At 62.0% G+C, this 18,715-nt stretch carries 20 protein-coding genes; 5 read left to right on the top strand and 15 right to left on the bottom strand.

Features of this window, described 5'->3' with window-relative positions; all coding sequences use genetic code 11:
• Positions 1 to 53: 53 nt before the first annotated feature.
• Complete coding sequence (locus E2A64_RS05725) at positions 54 to 1,253, bottom strand: NAD(P)/FAD-dependent oxidoreductase (protein WP_158285695.1); 1,200 nt, start codon at positions 1,251 to 1,253, stop codon at positions 54 to 56.
• On the opposite strand from E2A64_RS05725, the gene mnmC2 reads away from it, so the two are divergent.
• Positions 1,252 to 1,965 carry a tRNA (5-methylaminomethyl-2-thiouridine)(34)-methyltransferase MnmC2 gene (gene mnmC2, locus E2A64_RS05720; RefSeq protein WP_133283432.1) on the top strand — a complete coding sequence of 238 codons (714 nt, stop codon included), beginning with the start codon at positions 1,252 to 1,254 and terminating at the stop codon, positions 1,963 to 1,965. The two genes, E2A64_RS05725 and mnmC2, sit on opposite strands and share 2 nt — an antisense overlap.
• 3 nt (positions 1,966 to 1,968) lie before the next feature.
• On the opposite strand, the gene E2A64_RS05715 is transcribed toward mnmC2, so the two are convergent.
• Both E2A64_RS05715 and E2A64_RS05710 read right to left on the bottom strand, forming a co-directional pair.
• A complete protein-coding gene (locus tag E2A64_RS05715; RefSeq protein ID WP_133283431.1) occupies positions 1,969 to 5,628 on the bottom strand; it encodes a response regulator in 3,660 nt (1,219 codons plus the stop codon).
• Between the two features lie 122 nt (positions 5,629 to 5,750).
• Positions 5,751 to 6,638 (bottom strand): DMT family transporter, encoded by an 888-nt coding sequence (locus E2A64_RS05710; protein ID WP_133283430.1) that lies wholly within the window; start codon positions 6,636 to 6,638, stop codon positions 5,751 to 5,753.
• Between the two features lie 236 nt (positions 6,639 to 6,874).
• Here E2A64_RS05710 and E2A64_RS05705 point away from each other — a divergent pair, with 236 nt between their 5' ends.
• The 4 genes from E2A64_RS05705 to E2A64_RS05690 all read left to right on the top strand — a co-directional run bounded on the left by E2A64_RS05705 (position 6,875) and on the right by E2A64_RS05690 (position 10,916).
• Positions 6,875 to 8,269, top strand: a complete 1,395-nt coding sequence (locus tag E2A64_RS05705) for a circularly permuted type 2 ATP-grasp protein (protein ID WP_174235773.1) — start codon at positions 6,875 to 6,877, stop codon at positions 8,267 to 8,269.
• 3 nt (positions 8,270 to 8,272) lie between these two features.
• Positions 8,273 to 9,217 carry an alpha-E domain-containing protein gene (locus E2A64_RS05700; protein ID WP_133283428.1) on the top strand — a complete coding sequence of 315 codons (945 nt, stop codon included), beginning with the start codon at positions 8,273 to 8,275 and terminating at the stop codon, positions 9,215 to 9,217.
• Positions 9,218 to 9,222: 5 nt separating this feature from the next.
• Positions 9,223 to 10,017, top strand: a complete 795-nt coding sequence (locus tag E2A64_RS05695; protein WP_133283427.1) for a transglutaminase family protein — start codon at positions 9,223 to 9,225, stop codon at positions 10,015 to 10,017.
• A gap of 164 nt (positions 10,018 to 10,181) precedes the next feature.
• On the top strand, positions 10,182 to 10,916 hold the full coding sequence (locus tag E2A64_RS05690) for a proteasome-type protease (RefSeq protein ID WP_133283426.1): 735 nt from the start codon (positions 10,182 to 10,184) through the stop codon (positions 10,914 to 10,916).
• Positions 10,917 to 10,919: 3 nt separating this feature from the next.
• On the opposite strand, the gene ureG is transcribed toward E2A64_RS05690, so the two are convergent.
• From ureG to E2A64_RS05630, 12 genes are all read right to left on the bottom strand, one after another.
• On the bottom strand, positions 10,920 to 11,552 hold the full coding sequence (ureG, locus tag E2A64_RS05685) for an urease accessory protein UreG (protein WP_133283425.1): 633 nt from the start codon (positions 11,550 to 11,552) through the stop codon (positions 10,920 to 10,922).
• Positions 11,553 to 11,586: 34 nt separating this feature from the next.
• Entirely contained in the window at positions 11,587 to 12,258 is a 672-nt protein-coding gene (locus tag E2A64_RS05680; protein ID WP_244598158.1) for an urease accessory protein UreF, read from the bottom strand.
• Positions 12,242 to 12,835 (bottom strand): urease accessory protein UreE, encoded by a 594-nt coding sequence (locus E2A64_RS05675; RefSeq protein WP_133283423.1) that lies wholly within the window; start codon positions 12,833 to 12,835, stop codon positions 12,242 to 12,244. Before E2A64_RS05675 ends, E2A64_RS05680 begins: the two co-directional genes overlap by 17 nt.
• Positions 12,836 to 12,975: 140 nt before the next feature.
• Entirely contained in the window at positions 12,976 to 13,434 is a 459-nt protein-coding gene (locus E2A64_RS05670) for a host attachment family protein (protein WP_133283422.1), read from the bottom strand.
• A gap of 59 nt (positions 13,435 to 13,493) precedes the next feature.
• Entirely contained in the window at positions 13,494 to 13,676 is a 183-nt protein-coding gene (locus tag E2A64_RS05665) for a hypothetical protein (RefSeq protein WP_133283421.1), read from the bottom strand.
• 294 nt (positions 13,677 to 13,970) lie between these two features.
• Complete coding sequence (gene ureC / locus E2A64_RS05660; protein ID WP_133283420.1) at positions 13,971 to 15,683, bottom strand: urease subunit alpha; 1,713 nt, start codon at positions 15,681 to 15,683, stop codon at positions 13,971 to 13,973.
• A 16-nt stretch (positions 15,684 to 15,699) separates the two neighbouring features.
• Positions 15,700 to 16,146: a lysozyme inhibitor LprI family protein gene (locus E2A64_RS05655; RefSeq protein ID WP_133283419.1), complete on the bottom strand. Its 447-nt coding sequence runs from the start codon at positions 16,144 to 16,146 to the stop codon at positions 15,700 to 15,702.
• The gene (locus E2A64_RS05650) at positions 16,143 to 16,466 is read right to left on the bottom strand and encodes an antifreeze protein (RefSeq protein WP_133283418.1); all 324 of its coding nucleotides are present in this window, start codon (positions 16,464 to 16,466) and stop codon (positions 16,143 to 16,145) included. Before E2A64_RS05650 ends, E2A64_RS05655 begins: the two co-directional genes overlap by 4 nt.
• Entirely contained in the window at positions 16,466 to 17,281 is an 816-nt protein-coding gene (locus E2A64_RS05645; protein WP_133283417.1) for a cyclase family protein, read from the bottom strand. The genes E2A64_RS05650 and E2A64_RS05645 overlap by 1 nt, the downstream gene beginning before the upstream one ends.
• A 57-nt stretch (positions 17,282 to 17,338) precedes the next feature.
• Positions 17,339 to 17,644, bottom strand: coding sequence for an urease subunit beta (locus E2A64_RS05640; protein WP_133283416.1), 306 nt, complete (start codon positions 17,642 to 17,644; stop codon positions 17,339 to 17,341).
• Positions 17,645 to 17,673: 29 nt separating this feature from the next.
• Positions 17,674 to 18,252: a HupE/UreJ family protein gene (locus E2A64_RS05635; protein ID WP_133283415.1), complete on the bottom strand. Its 579-nt coding sequence runs from the start codon at positions 18,250 to 18,252 to the stop codon at positions 17,674 to 17,676.
• 126 nt (positions 18,253 to 18,378) lie between these two features.
• Complete coding sequence (locus tag E2A64_RS05630) at positions 18,379 to 18,681, bottom strand: urease subunit gamma (protein WP_133283414.1); 303 nt, start codon at positions 18,679 to 18,681, stop codon at positions 18,379 to 18,381.
• Positions 18,682 to 18,715: the final 34 nt, after the last annotated feature.

Below are 18,715 nucleotides of genomic sequence, written 5' to 3'. Positions count from 1 at the left end.
ATACCAGGCGAGACTAGCAGCGCACGGCATAAAGTCGAGTGCGGCCAATGACTTCAGGCATGGTTTTTGGCAAGCCGCGATTTCGATTTCGCGATATGGGCCTCGGGCAGGAATGTTGGCGGAATGGCAGGCCCATGGCCTCCGGTTATCGAAGCCAGTACCGCATCCGCCATGTAATGGGCGATGCCGAAGGTAATCTTGTAGCCACCGGCGACGGCATACACGTTCGGGCAGCCGGGCACTTGGCCGAGCATCGGGTCACGCCCTGCCGGACGGGGCCGGAGATTGGCCCAGCGCTCTACCAGCCTGGCGTTTGCCAAGGCCGGCGAGAGACGTCTGGCCTTTTCCATCACCGCATCGAGCTTCTCATCCGTCGTGAAAGGGTCGAGAAATTCCGTCTCGCTCGTCGCGCCAACCGCAAGCGTTCCATCGCCATGGGCGATCACATAGGTGCCGTCGCCGAAAATGACCGGCAGGTCATCGGCCAGCGCGGGAAGAGATTTGACTGCGAACAACGCCGCCTGCCCCTTGACCGGATTGCCGAGCGAACCGCCTGGACAGCCTGTCAGGCTCTCGATCAACGGAAATGCGCCGAGGCCCGCGGCGATGACCAGATTGCCGAAGGAAACGACCGAACCATCAGTCAGTTCAAGAGATGCGACGTCGCTATCGATGGCTGCCGCTTCACCCTTCACCATCCGGAATTGCGCGTTGGCGGAGGATGCCGCGTCCAGGGCGCCGAGCAGATGAGAAGGCGAAACGCGGGCGGACAGATCGTCATAAACCGCTCCGAACGGCGCCGCGTCGGGGTCGAGCCATGCGGCATGGTCCTCGAGCGCCGGGAGACTGTAGGCAAAGCGCCCGTTCCAGACCGGCCTTGCCGCCTCGATCCGGGCTTCCGCCTGCATCCTCTGGCGCTCCGAGAACAAGGGGGTCAGGCGCCCCACGCGGCGATAATGGACAGGCAGACCGGTTTCGTCTTCAAGCCGCGCGGCTTCGCTCTCAAGCGCACAGAGAGCCTCGTACTGGAACTGCTTCTTGTCATCCCAGCGCTCCGGCATGTGCGGCATGAGCGCACCCATGAAACCACCGCTGGCGCCCGCCGCCAGCCCCGACTTTTCGACGAGGATGACGGAGAGACCGGCACGCAAGGCCTTGAGTGACGTCCACAGTCCCGCAACCCCGCCGCCGATGACGACGAGGTCGGCGGTCGATTGACCGCCGGGCGCAAGCTGGTTATCGGCTTGCGGCATGAGCGAGAATTCCGGAAAGAAGGACGGGGCTGCCCCGTTCGGCATCGAATGGCATGAGGGCGATATGCCCTATTCGCCGCTTTTTGGCGACCATTTTTACTCCCGGGCCGACGGGCGGCAGGAATGCGCCCACGTCTTCATCGCGGGAAACCGCCTGCCTGACCGCTGGCCGGACACAAGCGAATTCACGATCGGCGAGACAGGTTTCGGGACCGGTCTGAACTTCGTCGAGACATGGCGGCATTGGAAGCTGCTTGACGCCCCGGCATCGCTTCGTTTCGTCAGTTTCGAGCGTTATCCGATGACGCGGACGGATATCACGCGTGCACTGTCAGTCTGGCCGGAAGTCGCCGGGGAAGCCGACGCGCTTGCGCGGGCCTGGCCGGAAACGGGCCCCGAGGCCGATATCACGCTCGTATTCGGAACCGTTTCGCTCACCATCTGCGTCGGCGCTGCAGAAGACAGGATAGCCGATTGGACCGGACTGGCGGATGCCTGGTATCTCGACGGCTTCGCGCCATCGCGCAATCCTGACATGTGGTCGGCGGAATTGATGGCGGAGATCGCACGGCACACGCAGCCGGGCGGCACCTTTGCGACCTACACCTCCGCCGGCTGGGTGCGCCGCAATCTCGCTGCCGCGGGTTTCATCGTGACCAAGCAGCCCGGCTTCTCCGGCAAGCGGGAAATGTGCGCGGGTCGTCTCGGCTGAAACCTAGCCTTCGGAGATGAGCCGCTCTGAAATTGCCAGCGGCAGCCATTGGCGAACCTTGGTGTCCAGCTTTTCCGGGCTGATCGGCTTGGAAAGATAGTCGTCCATTCCTGCATCGATGCAGCGTTCGCGGTCACCGGGAAGCGCATGCGCAGTCACGCCGATGATCGGGGTATGGCCCAGTGACCGGTCGGCCTGCTCGATCTCACGGATAGTCCCGGTCGCGCGGTAGCCGTTCATCACCGGCATCGATACGTCCATCAGGACGATCGACGGGCGGTGCTCGCGCCATGCGGCGACTGCCTGCGCACCGTCGGAGACCAGAAGATAGTTGGCCCCCATCTGCTCGAGGATCTGGGTGAAGACGATCTGGTTCACCTCGTTGTCCTCCGCGACCAGGATATCGACTGTTCCATTGCCCGAGGACGGTTTCGCCACGATCTTCCGGAGGGGCGCCTCGATCTCGTCTTCAGCGCCCTGCCCTGCATTCATCTCATCGAGCCAGTCTTGCGGCGACGCGGGCGCGGCTTCCTCCGGGCGGGGCTGATCGACCTCACCCACGAAGTCATCTTCTGGCACGAGCGAAGGCGCTTCTATCTCGACAAGCGCGGAGAGTTCCCCGGTCATTTCAGCGGCGGCGCCATCCGCCTTGGCCGTCACGCTGAACTTGCCGCTTGAAGCGCCCGTCCGGATGGCGTCGACAAGGGTCTCCAGAAGCAAGGCGGAGCGCGCCGGCTTCATCAAGGTGGCCTGGACGTCGAGAGCGGCAAAATCCGGCTCGGCACTGCGGATGTCCATCGAGGTGAGCATCAATATGGGCAGTTCGTCGGCCGGATATTTTGCACGGATCGAACGGGCAACTTCGGCGCCATTGCGCTCCGGCATCTGGTAATCGAGGATCAGGGCATCGACATGCATGCCGAAACGGCGGGCAACCTCGAGCACGTGCTCACCTTCGTCGCCGGAGCTGGCCGCGCAGCCATCAAGGCCCCATGCCGCGAGCTGTTCGGTCAGGATCTCGCGATTGACCGCGTTGTCGTCGATGACGAGAATCCGTGCGCCCTTGATGTCGATCTGCGGCCGGTCGACGGGGACGTAATCGGTATCGCGCGACATCTCCAGACGCACCGTGAAAACCGAGCCCTCGCCGTGCGTGCTTTCGACACTGATTGAACCGCCCATCATGTCGAGCAGGCGCGCGGTGATCGCAAGTCCCAGCCCGGTTCCCTCGTGGCGGCGGGTGGACGAGGCGTCGACCTGCGAGAATTTCTCGAACACCGTATCGAGCTTATCCTCGGGAATACCGATACCGGTGTCTTCGACACGAATGGTCAGGGCCAGGCGGTCGGCAGATACCGGTTTGCCGTCGAGCTCGACGAGGACGTGGCCGCTTTCCGTAAACTTCACGGCATTGCCGACGATATTGGTCAGCACCTGGCGCATGCGGCCGACATCGCCTGCAACGCGCGCATCGAGTACGGGATCGGCACGAACGATGAGCTCGACATCCTTCTCCATTGCGCGGGCGGAGACGAGGGCCGCAACGTCCTCGACGGTCTCGCGCAGATCGAAGGGGGCGTTTTCGAGAACGAGCTGGCCTGCATCGATCTTGGAGAAATCCAGAATGTCGTTGATGATCGTCAGCAGCGCATTGCCGGATTTGGCGATGATGTCGGTAAACGTCTTCTGGCGGCTGTCGAGCTGGGTGCGCGCCAGCAGTTCGGCCATGCCCAGGACACCGTTCATCGGCGTGCGTATCTCGTGGCTCATGTTTGCCAGGAACTCGGATTTGGCGCGGTCGGCGGCTTCCGCCTTCACAAGCAGTTCGCCCAGACGGGCCTCACGGTTCTTGGCGTCCGTGATATCGGTGTAGGTGATCACAAGCGTGTTGTTCTCGGTCGCCTGCGAATGGATCTTGACCCAGGTGCCGTTGGGCAGACACCGTTCGGTCTCGTAGGAGCGGCGGTCTTCCGCCGCCTCGATGATCATCTTCGTCGTCGCTTCGCGGCCCATGGAATCGAAATCGCCCCGATCGGCGCAATATTGGACGAAGTCGCGGTACTCGAGCCCCGGCTTCACGACCTCTCCGGGAACGTCGAGAAGCTCACGGAACTTGGCATTGGTGAAAGATACCTTGCCATCGACCACGATGACCATGCCCTGCACCATGGCGCCGGTCGCCAGACCGAGCATGCCCGCAGCGGATTCAGCCGTCTCGCGCGCCAGACGAAGCTCGTTCTCGCGATCCTTCATGTTGGTGACGTTGACCGTCGAGCACAAAAGGTACTTCTCACCGCTCACGGCGGTAAAGCGCGCCTTGCGGGTCAGATAGGTCAGTTCGCGACCTTCGTCGTCCGGGATGTGAACCTCGAGTTCCATCGGCTCACCGGTCTCGAGCACCTCGATATCGGTCTCCATGACCGGCTCTCGCGGCTTGGCCAGAACCTTGGCGCCGTCATCGCCGATCAGCGTTTCCGCCGGGGTCTTGGCGAATTCGGCGAAAGCACGGTTGACGAAAACGAACTTGCTGTCCTCGTCCTTGATGAAGGACGGGATCGGCAGTTCTTCGAGAACCGCGCGATACAAGCCGTTTTCCGTTTCCTTTCGGGTCAGTGCCTGCTCACGCTCAACGAGCTCCGTGACATCCAGGCGAAGGCCGAGTGTCGATCCGTCGGCGAGCTTCTGGTTGACCATCCTGAGCCAGCGGCCATTGCCGAGCTTGTCGATGAAGACCTCGCCATAGGCATGGTGGCTGCCCATGCGCGACTTCACCCACTCGTCGCGATCCTCGGGGATGTTCTGGCTTTCCCAGGCCGCCTGCAGTATTTCCCTGCGGCTCATGCCCGGCTTCATTTCGTAGGTATCGCCGATCAGCTTGAGCAATGCCGGGTTGGCATAGATGTACTTGTCGTCCGGCCCGTAGAGCACGATACCGACATCGATCTTGTCGAGCGCCTCGTGCAGACGCGCATTCACGCCCTCGACCGCGCGCGCGACGGAAGCGAGCGTGGCCGGCTTGCCGTCGCCTTCTTCCGCGGATGCCTTGCCTTTAAGCAGCCGCCCGCCCAGCGGGAGGTCCGTTTCGGTGAAGGTACCGCGATATCCCAGATAGGAGGCGCTGGCCGCAACCAGCCTGCCCCTGTCATCCTCGACCGCCATCGGGATACCGGCCTGTTCGATGGCGGATTTCAGCAAGAGATGATCATTGCCCGCCGCCGCATCCGGATCGTCGGCTTGAACCGACACCTGTGCGGGGCGTGACCGCGTGCCGGCCTGAACGGAAGTATCGTCGTGACGTGCGCCAGAGACAGGCTCGAAATGCCCGCAAACAAAGGGTTTGCCGTCCGGGTCACGAAGTCTTTCGATCAGAATGCGGTAGCACTGGTTGTTCAGCGGGTGGGTGAAAAGGGCGACTTGCTCCTTGCCGAAGACGAGGCTGCGGCGCTCCTTCTCGTCGCGATCGGCATGTTCGCTGGCTTCGAAATGCTGGTGGCTCTGCTGGCCGACAAGCGCGGCAGGCGAGATATCCCACAGGGCGGCATAGGCATCGTTTACCGCGACATATCGCAGTTCGGAGTCTTTTACGTAAGCTGGATTGGGATCACGCCCGATAGCTGCACATGCCTCGTCTAGCGCATTATTGCTTTCGTAACCGTCGGACACCCTCTTCTCCACGCCCTGTTCCGCGTCGATTTGCCCCGAAGGTGACAGCCAAGAATCAAGAAAGCGTTAACCATGATTGTGGCGGGCAAAATATTTCGAGAATTCCAGATATGCACTGCCGTTCACGTGACGAGCCGCGTAGGCCGGTTGGTCAGCCACACGCCGATCACGACCACGACAGTACCTGCCATCATGGGCGCGGTAAGCGGTTCGTCGAAATAGAGCCAGCTCTGGATCGCGACGGCCGGCGGGACGAGATAGATCAGCGAAGCGGCGCGGCTGACCTGACCTCGACGGATCAGGTAGAGAAGCAGCGCGATCGAAACGATCGAGAGGCCGAAAACCGACCAGGCGAGCGCAATGACGAATTCGAGATTGAAGTCGACGCGCATGTCCTCGATGAGGAACGTCAGCGGCACGGTAAAGAGAAGCGCGCCGACATATTGCAGCATGGCAATCGAGCGCAGGTCGCCCTCCTGCAAGTGCCGCTTCTGGTAGAGCGTGCCGATGACCACCGAGAACATCGCCGCGACGTTGATGAAGAGGGGCAGGATCTCGCTGCGCAATTCGTCCGCATCGAGCGCCAGCAATCCCGGCAGGATGGCTATCGCCAGACCGCCGAACCCGAGAGCGATACCCAGAAACTGACTACCCCGCAAACGCTCGCCGATCGCAATCGGCGCGATGGCGGCAGTCAGCAATGGCTGGAGCGCGGCGATGAGGCCGGAAACCGAGGACGGCAGGCCCTGCGAGATCGCCCACCACACACCGCCGAGATAGATCCCGTGAAGAAAGACGCCCGAAATGATCGCATGACACCAACCGGCCGGCGTCTTCGGCAGCGAGGCACCGCTGAGCGCTACGAAAACCAGGAGCACAAGGGCGGCGGAAGCGAAGCGAATATCGAGAAACGTCAGCGGATCGGCATGGGGCGCCGCGTATTTCGCAACGATCCAACCCGTTGACCAGAGCAGCACGAACAGGGCGGGCGCAAGGCGTTCTAGCCGCATGGGAGGAACCTTAAGGGAAATGCGTCGTTGTTTTACTGTCCCGTTAAAGCCGGCGCGGCGGACAAGCAAGGGCAGCCTGCGCGTTCAGCATCGCGATTCTCCCAGTTTTCCGGCGATTGGCGACCAAGGCGCCACAGAAACGCCTCCAGTAGCAATTGCCATGCCATGCTTGCTTTATTTCTTGCCGTACGTTCATATGAAGAAAAACAAGGGGACACACTTTGCCATTCGATGAGATGCTGATTTCAGACAGTGAGCCGCGCGATCCATACAAGAAATATTTCGACTGGTACGCGAACCAGGAATCATCCGAACTCATCAAGAAATCGCGCGACGCGGAACGCATTTTCAGGCGGACGGGTATCACCTTCGCTGTCTACGGCCAGGAAGATTCCGCCGAGCGGCTGATCCCGTTCGACATCGTGCCGCGGATCATTTCCGGTGCGGAATGGCGCCGGCTGGCGCAGGGGATCGAGCAGCGCGTCGCGGCCCTCAACGCCTTTCTCGAAGACATCTATCACAAGCAGGAAATCATCAAGGCCGGCCGTATTCCCCGTCACCTGATCGAGAAGAACGAAGCCTTCCTGCCCGAGATGATCGGCGTGCGTCCGCCGGGCGGGGTTTATACCCATATCATCGGCACGGATATCGTGCGTACCGGCGAGAACCAGTTCTATGTTCTCGAGGACAATGCGCGCACTCCCTCGGGCGTTTCCTACATGCTGGAAAACCGGGAAACGATGATGCAGATGTTCCCGGAGCTGTTTTACCAGAACCGGGTCCGGCCGGTGGAAAACTACCCGAAGCTGTTGCGCAAGTCGCTGCAGGCGCTCGCCCCTCCAGGATGCACGGGCAAGCCGAGGATCGCGGTGATGACGCCGGGCATCTACAATTCCGCCTATTACGAACATGCCTATCTCGCCGACCAGATGGGTGTCGAACTCGTCGAAGGATCCGATCTCAGAGTGATCAACGGCAAGGTGTCGATGCGCACGACACAGGGCTACGAGGCCATCGACGTGCTTTATCGCCGCGTCGATGACGACTTCCTCGATCCGCTGACCTTCCGCCCGGATTCCGCGCTCGGCGTACCGGGCATCATGGATGTCTACCGGGCCGGCAACATCACGATCGCGAACGCTCCCGGCACCGGCATTGCCGATGACAAGGCGATCTACTCCTACATGCCGGAAATCGTTGAATTCTATACGGGCCGCAAGGCGATCCTGGAAAACGTGCCTACCTGGCGCTGCTCGGAGCCCGACAGCCTGGCCTATGTGCTCGAACATCTCGGTGAACTGGTCGTCAAGGAAGTCCACGGCTCTGGCGGCTACGGCATGCTGGTCGGCCCGGCGGCGTCGAAGAAGGAACGCGCGGAATTCGCCAAGAAGCTCGAAGCAAGGCCCGGCAATTACATCGCCCAGCCGACGCTTTCGCTCTCCACCGTTCCGATCCTCGTCAACAAGGGGATCGCGCCGCGGCACGTCGACCTCCGTCCGTTCGTCCTGGTTTCCAACGAGATCCGCATCATTCCGGGCGGACTGACGCGCGTTGCGCTGAAGGAAGGGTCGCTGGTGGTCAATTCGAGCCAGGGCGGTGGCACCAAAGACACCTGGGTGCTGGAGGACTGATAGATGCTGGGACGGACAGCCAACGGGCTATACTGGATGTTCCGCTTTATCGAGCGGGCCGAGAACACCGCACGCCTGATCGATGCGGGTCTGCGCATGTCGCTGACGAGCATGCAGGGTCAGGACGACGAATGGGGTTCCGTGCTGCAGAGCGCGGGGGTGTTTTCCCATTACATGGCGAATTATGACGAGGTGACGTCGGCGGACGTGGTGAACTACCTGCTGCGCGACCGCGACAATCCGTCGAGCGTCATGCAGACGATCGAGCAGGCGCGCAACAACGGCCGCATGGTCAGAACGGGTCTCACCCGCGAAGCCTGGGAAGCGACCAACGAGTGCTATCTGGAAATGAAGGAACAGTTGCGCCGCAAGGTTCCGGCCGCTGAACTTCCCAATATCATCGATTCCATCAAGCAGCGCTGCGGGCTCATCCGAGGGGCGTTCCACGGCACGATGCTCAGAAACGAGATCTACAATTTCGCGCGTATCGGCACGTTCATCGAACGCGCGGACAACACGGCGCGCATTCTCGACGTGAAATATTACGTGCTTCTGCCGGCCGCATCCTATGTCGGCACCTCGCTCGACAACGTGCAGTGGGAATCCATCCTTCGTTCGGTGTCAGCCCACCGGTCCTATACGTGGGCCTATGATACCGACTACAATCCGGTGAACATTGCGGACTTCCTGATCCTCAACGGCCAGATGCCGCGATCGCTCGCCTATTGCTACGAGAAGATCGTCTCCAATCTGGGCTATCTGGAGCGGGAATACGGCGACCGCCACAATGCCCACGATACCGCCGCCGGCATCAAATCGATGCTACATCGCCGCGAAATCCAGCAGATCGTCGACAACGGCCTGCACGAGTTTCTCGAGGATTTCATCGGCCAGAACAACAGGCTAGGCAACGAGATTTCGGAAGCCTACCAGTTTTACCAGACCTGATCGCCATGCTGCTGAAAATCTCCCACGTGACGGAGTACACCTATACGAGCCCCGTCAATTACGCCCTCCAGCGCTTGCGGCTGCGGCCGCATAGCGGTCGCATGCAGAAGGTCCTGCAATGGCAGTCGCAGGTGGAAGGCGCGAACGTGGAGGCGAGCTATACCGACCAGTTCGACAATTTCGTCGAGCTGGTCTCGATCACGGGACGCCCGGACAAGATCAGGATCGTGGCAAGCGGCACGGTGGAAACCTATGATACATCCGGCATTTCGGGTCCGCACGCGGCTTACATGCCGTTGTGGATGTATGAGCGCGAGACGCAGCTGACCAAGCCCGGCAAGTCGCTGAGGGATTTCGCGCGCTCGCTCGAGAAGGCCTCGACGCTCGACATGCTGCATGCGGCGAAGTCCGCGCTCAACCAGAAAATGAAGTTCGAGCCGGGCCAGACCACTGCGCAGACCACGGCCGAGGATGCTTTCACCGCAGGTGTCGGCGTCTGCCAGGATCATTCCCACGCCTTCATAGCCGTCGCGCGGCTTCTCGGCTGCCCGGCACGCTACGTTTCGGGTTACCTGCACATGGAGGATACCGGCGAGCAGGTGGCAAGCCATGCCTGGGCGGAAGCCTTCGTGGACGGACTTGGCTGGGTGGGTTTCGATCCGGCCAACGACAAGTCGCCGGACGAAAATTACGTGCAGGTCGCCTACGGGTTCGACTACACAGATGCTTCGCCGGTTTCGGGCATCAGCTGGGGGGCGGCCAACGAAAACCTGTCGGTCTCCATCACTGTGGAGCAATAGGGCAGCCGCCTCGCCTCACCGACAATTTCTGTAGCCAAAAATAGCGGAATCGGTACAGATACGCCGATCAGCTACGCGCAATGTCCATGCCCGATCATGTGGGGTGATTTCGTGGTGGGCGTCCGGCGGCAGGATGAATCCGCATTACTGGGGACTGGCGGGAAATGACCTATTGCGTGGGGCTCAGGCTCAAGAGCGGTTTGATGTTCATGTCCGACACCCGGACCAATGCAGGTGTCGACAACGTCTCGAGCGTTCGCAAGATGTATACGTGGGAAAAGCCGGGCGACCGGCTTATCACGCTTCTTTCAGCCGGCAATCTCGCCACCACACAGACGGTCGTGAGCCTCATCGAGGAACACATGAAGGCCGCCAACGAGCGCAATCCGTCGATCATGGAAGTGCCCTCGATGTTTGCCGCCGCCCAGCTGATCGGCGAGACGGTGCGCGACGTCATCAAGACGGCGTCCGACGGCGGACTGCAGAGCGAGGCGACCTTTTCGGCGACATTCATACTCGGCGGCCAGGTCGCCGGGGGCCAGCCGCGCATGTTCCTGATCTACCCCGAAGGCAACTTCATCGAGGCGACGAGCGACAATCCGTTCTTCCAGATCGGCGAACACAAATACGGCAAGCCGATCCTGGTGCGCGCCTATAACGAGGACATGAGCTTCGAGGAAGCCACCAAGCTGATGATCGTCTCGTTCGATTCCACGCTGAAATCGAACCTCTCCGTCGGCCTGCCTCTCGACATGCAGATGTATGAGCGCGATACGCTGAAACGCGGCTTCGAAAAGCGCTTCCTGGCTGACGACACCTATTACCGGAGAATTTCCGAGGGCTGGTCGGATGCCTTAAGGCTCGCCTTCGAGAGCCTTCCCGACTTCCAGATGAACTGAGCGCTATTCCGCCGCCAGGCGCGGGGTCAGGCCACCGTTCCTTTCGAGAAAATCAACGACGTCCTCCACCCCGTGACCACGGCGCATGTCGGTGAAGAGATGCGGCCGGCCGGCACGCTGGCGCGTGGCGTCACCATCCATCACCGCCAGATCGACGCCGACATGGGGCGCGAGATCGGCCTTGTTGATGACCAGCAGATCCGAACGCGTGATGCCGGGTCCGCCCTTGCGGGGGATTTCCTCGCCCTGGCAGACGGAAATCACGTAGAGGGTGATGTCGGCGAGATCGGGTGAGAAAGTCGCGGCCAGATTGTCGCCTCCGGACTCGATGAAAATCACGTCGAGATCGGGATGCCGGGCATTCATTTCGGCGATCGCGGCAAGATTGAGCGAGGCATCCTCCCGGATGGCGGTATGCGGGCAACCGCCGGTCTCCACCCCCTTTACCCGGTCGGACGGCAGCGCCTGCATGCGCACCAGCGCCTCGGCATCTTCTTCCGTATAGATGTCGTTGGTGATGACGGCGATCGAATAGCGTCCGCTCATCGCCTTGCAGAGCTTCTCCGTCAGGTGCGTCTTGCCCGATCCCACCGGGCCTCCGATTCCGACGCGCAGGGGACCGTTGGACACGCTCATGAGGAAACTCCTTCGACTGGCAGAGAGACGGCGCTCAGGAAACGAAAATCCGCGACGGCATCGTCTCGTGCCGCATTGCGGCTATGTCCGCATTGAGCGTGCTGGAGCCGAGATCGTCAAGGGTCGAACGGCTCGCGCGGGCAGCGATTTCGCCGATCAGCGGTTCGAGCGTCGAGAGCACGTCGATCCCGCCCGTCTGCCCGATCGGCATGAGGCGCTGCGCTGCCTGAACCTGATTGGAGAGAAAGGCCTGCAGATAGGCCGCCAGTGTGGCTTCGAGCGGCAGTCCGGAACGGGCGGCGCAGGCGCCCACGGCGACGGGCAGAGCAGCGCGCGGTCCCAGCCCCGCGGCGATCCCCTGCCCCCATGCCGAGGCTGCGGCCAGAAAGGCGCTGCCCTGGTTCATCGTTTCGAGATGGCGCTCGGAGGAGCCGGCCAGCGCCTCGGCGAGCTGCGCCGTTTCGGCGAGATCGCCGCCCTCACCTGCCTGTCGCCAGGCTTCGGCAAGCAGGACGAGGTCGTTCCACGCTGAACCGCGCGTCGTCAGGGCATCGAGCCACGATTTCAGCGTCTCGCGGTCCGAAACGAGTTCGGCGGCGACAGCCTGTTCCAGCCCATGCGAATAATTGAAGCCGCCGACCGGGAAGGCGGGTGACAGCCAGCTCATCAGGCGGACGAGCGCCGCCGTGTCAATCGTCATGGCCATCGCCATCGTAATCGCTGTGCGTGGCGGAGTGGCCGTGGCGGTGGCCGCTCTCATGGCGCCCGTACATACCGAGATGATCGTGGTCGTGCCCGGCGCCGTGCGGACGGCCATGGCCGCCGTGATCATGGCTGTGCCCATGCGCCTCATAGGCGCCGCCCTCCGGATCGAAGGCTGCCGTCACCTCGGCAACGGTCGCGCCGAGACCTTCGAGCATGGTGCGGATCACATGATCGCGGCGCAGGCGGATCGTCGTTGCCGTTATCTCGGCGGGAAGGTGCCGGTTGCCGATCTGCCAGGCGAGCACGAGCAGGTGACGCGCATCATTTGCGGTAACCTCCATCAGTTGTTCCGGCGCGGCGCGAACCTCGATGACGCGGCCATCGGAGAGAACAAGCCCCTCCCCCTGTTTCAGAAGCCGCGCTTCCGGAAGGTCCAGCAGAAACTCGACCGAGGATCCATCCGCCAGCCGGTCGGTGACCATGCGCATGCGCCTTCTGTGACGCGAGGTTTCATCGAGCGTGATGGTGGCGAAACGACCTTCCGCGCTTGCGCGGACTTCGGAAACCTTGAGGAGCATTTTGAACGCACTGCTGTTGCGACTGACCGTGGATGCGATGTTACCGCCAATCGACCGGGCGGCAACAGTGTTTCGGCAGGGCAAGGGAAAAATCTGCTCTCCCGGTGTTGCAGGACCGGGAGAGCGGTTGCGGCTGCGCGCTATGCCGCGTCGTCGGCGAGAACGAGCTGCTCGATCTTGTCGACCGGGTGATTGGTGAGATCCTTGTCGATCTCGGCGATGATCCTGTCGGAGACTTCCTTGTGAAGTTCCTTACGCATCTCGCCAAGCACGGCAGGCGCGGCGATCAGAACGAGATCCTTGAACTTCTGCTTGTGCGCCTGGCGATAGAGGATGTTTGAGAGATCTTTGGCGAAGCGGTCTTCGGCCAGCTGGTGCCAGTCCGTATCGGCAACGGCGGAACGGTGCCCCTTGCCGCCGCCCGGCATGCGCCCCGGCTTGTGGGTGCCCTGTTCATGGGTCGGAGGATTGTCCTGCTCTTCCTCGCGAAACACCTCGAGATGAGGAAACTTCTCATCCCCTTCGTTGCGCAGGAAAAGGGCCTTCGAGCCATCTGCGACGACGACCCATCCATCATGTTTCAGGCGGATATCGGACATTTTCATTCTCCTTTCAGATTACAAAAGGAGAACGCGGAGCCCTGGCCGTGGTTGCAGTCTCAGAAGCGGGAGATGTAATCGCGCATGGCCTGATCGCGGGTGGTGCCGCGCTCGCGGAATATGTGATCCGGAGTGTGGTAAATGTCCATGGCGCCCTTGGTGAAAGCGATCGTATCGGCGGCGTGATCGAAGAAACGTCGTACGCCGGCGAAAGTGCCCGCTCTGGCAGTCGTCTTGGTCATGTCTTCATCCCTTTGGAAGCTTGCACTTCAATCTGGCGCTCATGCTGCACTGCAACAAGCGCATTTCGCGAACATCCGCCATGCGGATCGCACATGGGTTCCGCAGACAGGCATCGCGTTCCTGCACGCGCCATTCCGCGGGCGCCAGAAGCCCCGGGCAGGAATGTCCTGGCGAGAGTTTGCGCGTCCGTGGCAAACCACCCCCGGGCTATCTCCTTCCAGTCCGCGAATTCACGGTCGGGGAACCGGTAGACGAGATCGGTCATATCCGGCCGCCGGTCATGAACCCATCACCTAAAACAGGAAATAGCGCTGCGCCATGGGCAGGACCGTGGCGGGTTCGCAGGTCAGCAACTCGCCATTGGCGCGGACCTCGTAGGTTTCGGGATCCACCTCGATCGCCGGCATGGCATCATTGAGCAGCATCGACGACTTGGAAATGCCGCCGCGGGTGTTTTCGACCGCGACCATCTTCTTGGCGGTGCCCAGCTTGTGGGCGAGCCCATCCTCGATCGCCGCAGCGGATACGAAGGTGACGGAGGAGTTGGTGCGCGCCTTGCCGTAGGCGCCGAACATCGGGCGGTAATGCATCGGCTGAGGGGTCGGGATCGAGGCGTTCGGATCGCCCATCGGAGCAGCCGCGATCATGCCACCGAGCAGGACCATTTCAGGTTTCACACCGAAGAAGGCCGGGTTCCACAGGACCAGATCGGCACGCTTGCCGACCTCGATCGAACCGATCTCGTGGGACATGCCCTGCGCGATCGCCGGGTTGATGGTGTATTTGGCGATGTAGCGCTTGACGCGGAAATTGTCGTTGTCGCCCGTTTCCTGCGGCAGGCTCCCGCGCTGGCGCTTCATCTTGTCGGCGGTCTGCCAGGTGCGGATGATGACCTCGCCGACGCGCCCCATGGCCTGGCTGTCCGAAGCAATGATCGAGAACGCTCCCATGTCGTGAAGGATGTCCTCGGCGGCGATCGTCTCCTTGCGAATGCGGCTTTCGGCAAAGGCAATGTCCTCGGGGATCGAGGCGTCGAGATGGTGACACACCATCAGCATGTCGAGATGCTCGGCGATGGTGTTCTGCGTGTAGGGCCGCGTCGGGTTGGTCGAGGACGGGATGACATTCGGCAGCCCGCAGACCTTGATGATGTCCGGCGCGTGGCCGCCGCCCGCCCCTTCCGTGTGGAAGGCGTGGATGGTGCGGCCATTGATGGCGCTGACGGTGTTCTCGACAAAGCCGCTCTCGTTGAGCGTATCGGTGTGGATCATCACCTGGACATCGAACTGGTCGGCGACAGACAGGCAACAGTCGATGGCTGCGGGCGTGGTCCCCCAGTCCTCGTGAAGCTTGAGCGCGCAGGCGCCGCCGAGCACCATTTCCTCGATGGCGGCCGGGAGCGCCGCATTGCCCTTGCCGGAGAAGCCGATATTCATCGGAAAGGCGTCCGCAGCCTCGATCATCCGGGCGATGTGCCAGGGACCGGGCGTGCAGGTGGTCGCCAGTGTGCCATGCGCCGGCCCCGTGCCGCCGCCGAGCATGGTGGTCAGCCCGCTCATCAGCGCTTCCTCGATCTGCTGCGGGCAGATGAAGTGGATATGGCTGTCGAAGCCGCCGGCGGTCAGGATCTTGCCTTCGCCCGCGATCGCCTCCGTTCCAGGACCGACGATGATGTCGACATTGGGCTGGGTGTCGGGATTGCCCGCCTTGCCGATTGCCGCGATGCGGCCGTCCTTGAGCCCGATATCGGCCTTGTAGATGCCGGTGTGGTCGACCACCAGCGCGTTGGTGATCACCGTATCGACCGCTCCTTCGGCGCGGGTGACCTGGGATTGCCCCATGCCGTCGCGGATCACCTTGCCGCCGCCGAACTTCACTTCCTCGCCATAGGTGGTGAAGTCCTTTTCCACCTCGATAAAGAGTTCGGTATCGGCCAGCCGCAGCTTGTCGCCGGTCGTGGGACCGTACATTGCGGCATAGGACGAGCGGGTTATCTTGGCTGGCATCTTGTTGGTCCCCTGGTCAGTTCGAGCCGCTCAGAATTTCGCGGAAATAGGCGTTTCGCTCTTCGGTCAGTCGCGTCTGGCAGATGACGCCGGCAACAGGCTGCATGGTGCCGCCGAAATATTCGTAAGCCTCGTATTCGCACTGCCGGTCACGAAAATCGATCCAGGCACGCTGGGCCGTGCGCAGCGCTTCAAACGAACTCGGCACGCCGCGATCGGCATATATCGTGCCCTGATCGGCGTCGAAGGCCTTTGCCTTGGCGACAACCTCCGGCCAGAGCGCGTTCAAGGTCGCGTCCGCCTTCGCAAGGTCCTCGCCGGCGCAATAGTTTATTTCGACCTGTGCCACCGCGTTTTCGCAGTCGACCTCCGGTTCCTGGTCCGCCTCCTCGGCGGCAGCGCCTATCACCAGAAAGGCCAGGATGCCCGGAATCAGAACGGTGTGGGCGAGACGGTGGATCATTTGGATGTCCTCTTGCGTTTGGCGCCACCAAGGCGCTTCTTGTTGGCGGCGAGCGTTCGCTTGGCCGGGGCCACGGCCGCATCGGCTATCTGCCTCTGCGACTTGCCTGTCGCCGCCGCCATTCCGGCTTTCATCGCGCCCTCGACGAGGGCCGCCTGCTTTTCGGCGACCATGCGGGTGTTCTCGCCCTTTGCCGCCACACCGGTTGCCATTCCCAGCATCCTGGCGGCTATGACGAACTGCGCATCGGCCGCCATGCGGGCCATGTCGAAACTCGCACGGACCATCGATGACGCGAGGCTCTTCTGCCGGCGCGCCACTAGATCACCGCCATGACGCGGGCAGGCCCGCCGGTGCCGTCGCGATGCTTGGGCGCGCCCACGAAAAGGGTGGCGCCGGAGGCCGGTAACTCATCGAGGCTCGCGAGGTTCTCGATGCCGAAACGTCCCGCGGGCAGCCAGGAATTGTGGACCGCGAAATCGGCCGAATTGCCCGGATCGAGCGACAGCGTGTCGACGCCGATCGACCCCGCACCCATCTCCATGAGCATATCGGTCGCAGCCTTCGAGAAACCCGGAAAGGCAAAATTGCCCTCCGCGTCAGTGCGATAGGACTCCGTCCCGAGCTTCGCTTCCCAACCGGAATTCATCGCCACGCAAGCGCCTTGGGGGATGTCGCCATTGGCGCTCACATAGGCCTCGATATCCTGAGGCTCGACCATTGCATTCGCATCGTCGGCGGCCTTCGCCTTGATGTCGACGATGCAGAGCGGGCAAACGAGGTTCTGCGGATCGAGCTCGGCGACCGAGGTGTTGTCCTTGGAAAAATGCAGCGGCGCGTCGATATGCGTGCCGGAATGTTCGAAGATCGTCAGTTCCCAGAGCTGGTAGCCTGATTGGTCGAAATTGACGTTTTCGGTGTAGAGGATGCCGGGCTTGCCGTCGAAAGTGGGAAAATCGCCGTCGAAGACATGGGTCAGATCGACGACCTTGCCGCTCGCCCGAGCCAGCGCCGGACGCGCCGAGACCGCGCCCGCCGCAGTTGCGGCAAAGCCCGCAGCGGCCGATTTGCGGAAGAAGTCACGACGCGAGAGCATCGAGGATTTCACGTTGTTGATGACGCAGACGTGGCACATTCCATATTCTCCTTCTTCGTTTGAACCGTTGCTGGAATCCAAAGGGCTCCGGTGGATTCAGAGAGCGCCCATGACTTTCTGCTGGAAACCGTAGACCGCGCGCTTGCCGGCGAGTGGAACGAGCGTGACGTCACGTTCCTGGCCCGGCTCGAAACGCACTGCCGTGCCGGCCGCGATATCGAGCCGCATGCCCCTGGCGCTCTCGCGGTCGAACGACAGTGCTTCATTGGTCTCGAAGAAATGATAGTGGCTGCCGACCTGTACCGGACGATCCCCGGTATTGGCGACCTTGAGCGTTACGGGAGACGCGCCCGCATTCAGTTCGATTTCGCCGTCCTTGACGATAACTTCACCGGGTATCATGGGCGCATCCCTTCGTTTCATTCAAATCATCATGCGGCGAGCGCGAGCGCTACGCCGGCGGCCGCGGTGGCGAGACCGGCGGTGCGGGTCAAGGCGGCGTTGCCGAAACGGCCAAGTCCCAGACCGAGGGCGATACCGGCCGCATGAAGCGCGGCAGTCGCTGCGATGAAGCCCAGCGCAAAGCTTACCGCGCCTGCCGAACCAAGCTCGCCGCCATGGGCATGGCCGTGGAAGACCGCGAAGAAGGCAACGCTTGCCGCCATGCCCGCAGTCGAGAACGGCAGCGCCAGCGCGATCATCAGGCCGATGAAGATCACCGATGAGAGGACCACCGGCTCGACGAAGGGGAGCGGCATTCCCAGAATGGCGGCCGCGAAACCGATTGCCATTGCGCCGACGAATGCTGCCGGAACGGAAAACATCGCCGTCTTGCCCAGCGAAGCGGCCCACAGGCCGACGGCAACCATCACCAGAATGTGGTCGAGCCCGAAAAGCGGATGGGAGAAACCGGCGGCGAACGAGCCGTGCTCGGCTGGATTGAGGTGCGCGAAGGCCGGAGCGGTGGCTGCGGCAAGCGCGGCGGCAGCGATAGCGATACGTCTGATCATTTTGAAGTTCCTTCTTTGGTCGATACGGCGCCCGCGATTGGTCGCGCCGTCAAAATGAATGCGTGTGGCGTGGCCGGCGGGCATGTCGGAGGCCGATCGGGCCCGCGGTCCGGCATCGCCTTTTCCTCAACGGATGGGTTCGTGGACGGTGACCAGCTTGGTTCCGTCGGGAAAGGTAGCCTCGACCTGGATGTCATGGATCATCTCGGCGACACCTTCCATCACCTGGTCGCGGGTAATGACATGGGCACCGGCCTCCATCAGCTCGGAGACCGGGCGGCCGTCGCGCGCGCCCTCGACGACGAAATCCGTCACCAGTGCAACGGCCTCGGGATGATTGAGCTTGACGCCGCGCTCGAGCCGACGCCGTGCCACCACAGCCGCCATGGCCACCATCAGCTTGTCTTTTTCCCTTGGGGTCAGGTTCATTCTTGTCTCTCGTCTCTTTGTCGTCTTGCCGCGA

Source organism: Pseudohoeflea suaedae (assembly GCF_004354915.1).
GTDB classification, from domain to species: domain Bacteria; phylum Pseudomonadota; class Alphaproteobacteria; order Rhizobiales; family Rhizobiaceae; genus Pseudohoeflea; species Pseudohoeflea suaedae.
Note: the sequence above shows the minus strand (reverse complement) of the source record. Positions and strands in the feature narration are given on the sequence as shown.

Bases quoted from the DNA above. Each gene is read 5' to 3' on its own strand.
- mnmC2 (WP_133283432.1), top strand. From the start codon at position 1,252: ATGAGCGAGAATTCCGGAAAGAAGGACGGGGCTGCCCCGTTCGGCATC.
- E2A64_RS05725 (WP_158285695.1), bottom strand. From the start codon at position 1,253: ATGCCGCAAGCCGATAACCAGCTTGCGCCCGGCGGTCAATCGACCGCC.
- E2A64_RS05710 (WP_133283430.1), bottom strand. From the start codon at position 6,638: ATGCGGCTAGAACGCCTTGCGCCCGCCCTGTTCGTGCTGCTCTGGTCA.
- E2A64_RS05705 (WP_174235773.1), top strand. From the start codon at position 6,875: ATGCTGATTTCAGACAGTGAGCCGCGCGATCCATACAAGAAATATTTC.
- E2A64_RS05700 (WP_133283428.1), top strand. From the start codon at position 8,273: ATGCTGGGACGGACAGCCAACGGGCTATACTGGATGTTCCGCTTTATC.
- E2A64_RS05695 (WP_133283427.1), top strand. From the start codon at position 9,223: ATGCTGCTGAAAATCTCCCACGTGACGGAGTACACCTATACGAGCCCC.
- E2A64_RS05690 (WP_133283426.1), top strand. From the start codon at position 10,182: ATGACCTATTGCGTGGGGCTCAGGCTCAAGAGCGGTTTGATGTTCATG.
- ureG (WP_133283425.1), bottom strand. From the start codon at position 11,552: ATGAGCGTGTCCAACGGTCCCCTGCGCGTCGGAATCGGAGGCCCGGTG.
- E2A64_RS05680 (WP_244598158.1), bottom strand. From the start codon at position 12,258: ATGGCCATGACGATTGACACGGCGGCGCTCGTCCGCCTGATGAGCTGG.
- E2A64_RS05675 (WP_133283423.1), bottom strand. From the start codon at position 12,835: ATGCTCCTCAAGGTTTCCGAAGTCCGCGCAAGCGCGGAAGGTCGTTTC.
- E2A64_RS05670 (WP_133283422.1), bottom strand. From the start codon at position 13,434: ATGTCCGATATCCGCCTGAAACATGATGGATGGGTCGTCGTCGCAGAT.
- E2A64_RS05665 (WP_133283421.1), bottom strand. From the start codon at position 13,676: ATGACCAAGACGACTGCCAGAGCGGGCACTTTCGCCGGCGTACGACGT.
- ureC (WP_133283420.1), bottom strand. From the start codon at position 15,683: ATGCCAGCCAAGATAACCCGCTCGTCCTATGCCGCAATGTACGGTCCC.
- E2A64_RS05655 (WP_133283419.1), bottom strand. From the start codon at position 16,146: ATGATCCACCGTCTCGCCCACACCGTTCTGATTCCGGGCATCCTGGCC.
- E2A64_RS05645 (WP_133283417.1), bottom strand. From the start codon at position 17,281: ATGTGCCACGTCTGCGTCATCAACAACGTGAAATCCTCGATGCTCTCG.
- E2A64_RS05640 (WP_133283416.1), bottom strand. From the start codon at position 17,644: ATGATACCCGGTGAAGTTATCGTCAAGGACGGCGAAATCGAACTGAAT.
- E2A64_RS05635 (WP_133283415.1), bottom strand. From the start codon at position 18,252: ATGATCAGACGTATCGCTATCGCTGCCGCCGCGCTTGCCGCAGCCACC.
- E2A64_RS05630 (WP_133283414.1), bottom strand. From the start codon at position 18,681: ATGAACCTGACCCCAAGGGAAAAAGACAAGCTGATGGTGGCCATGGCG.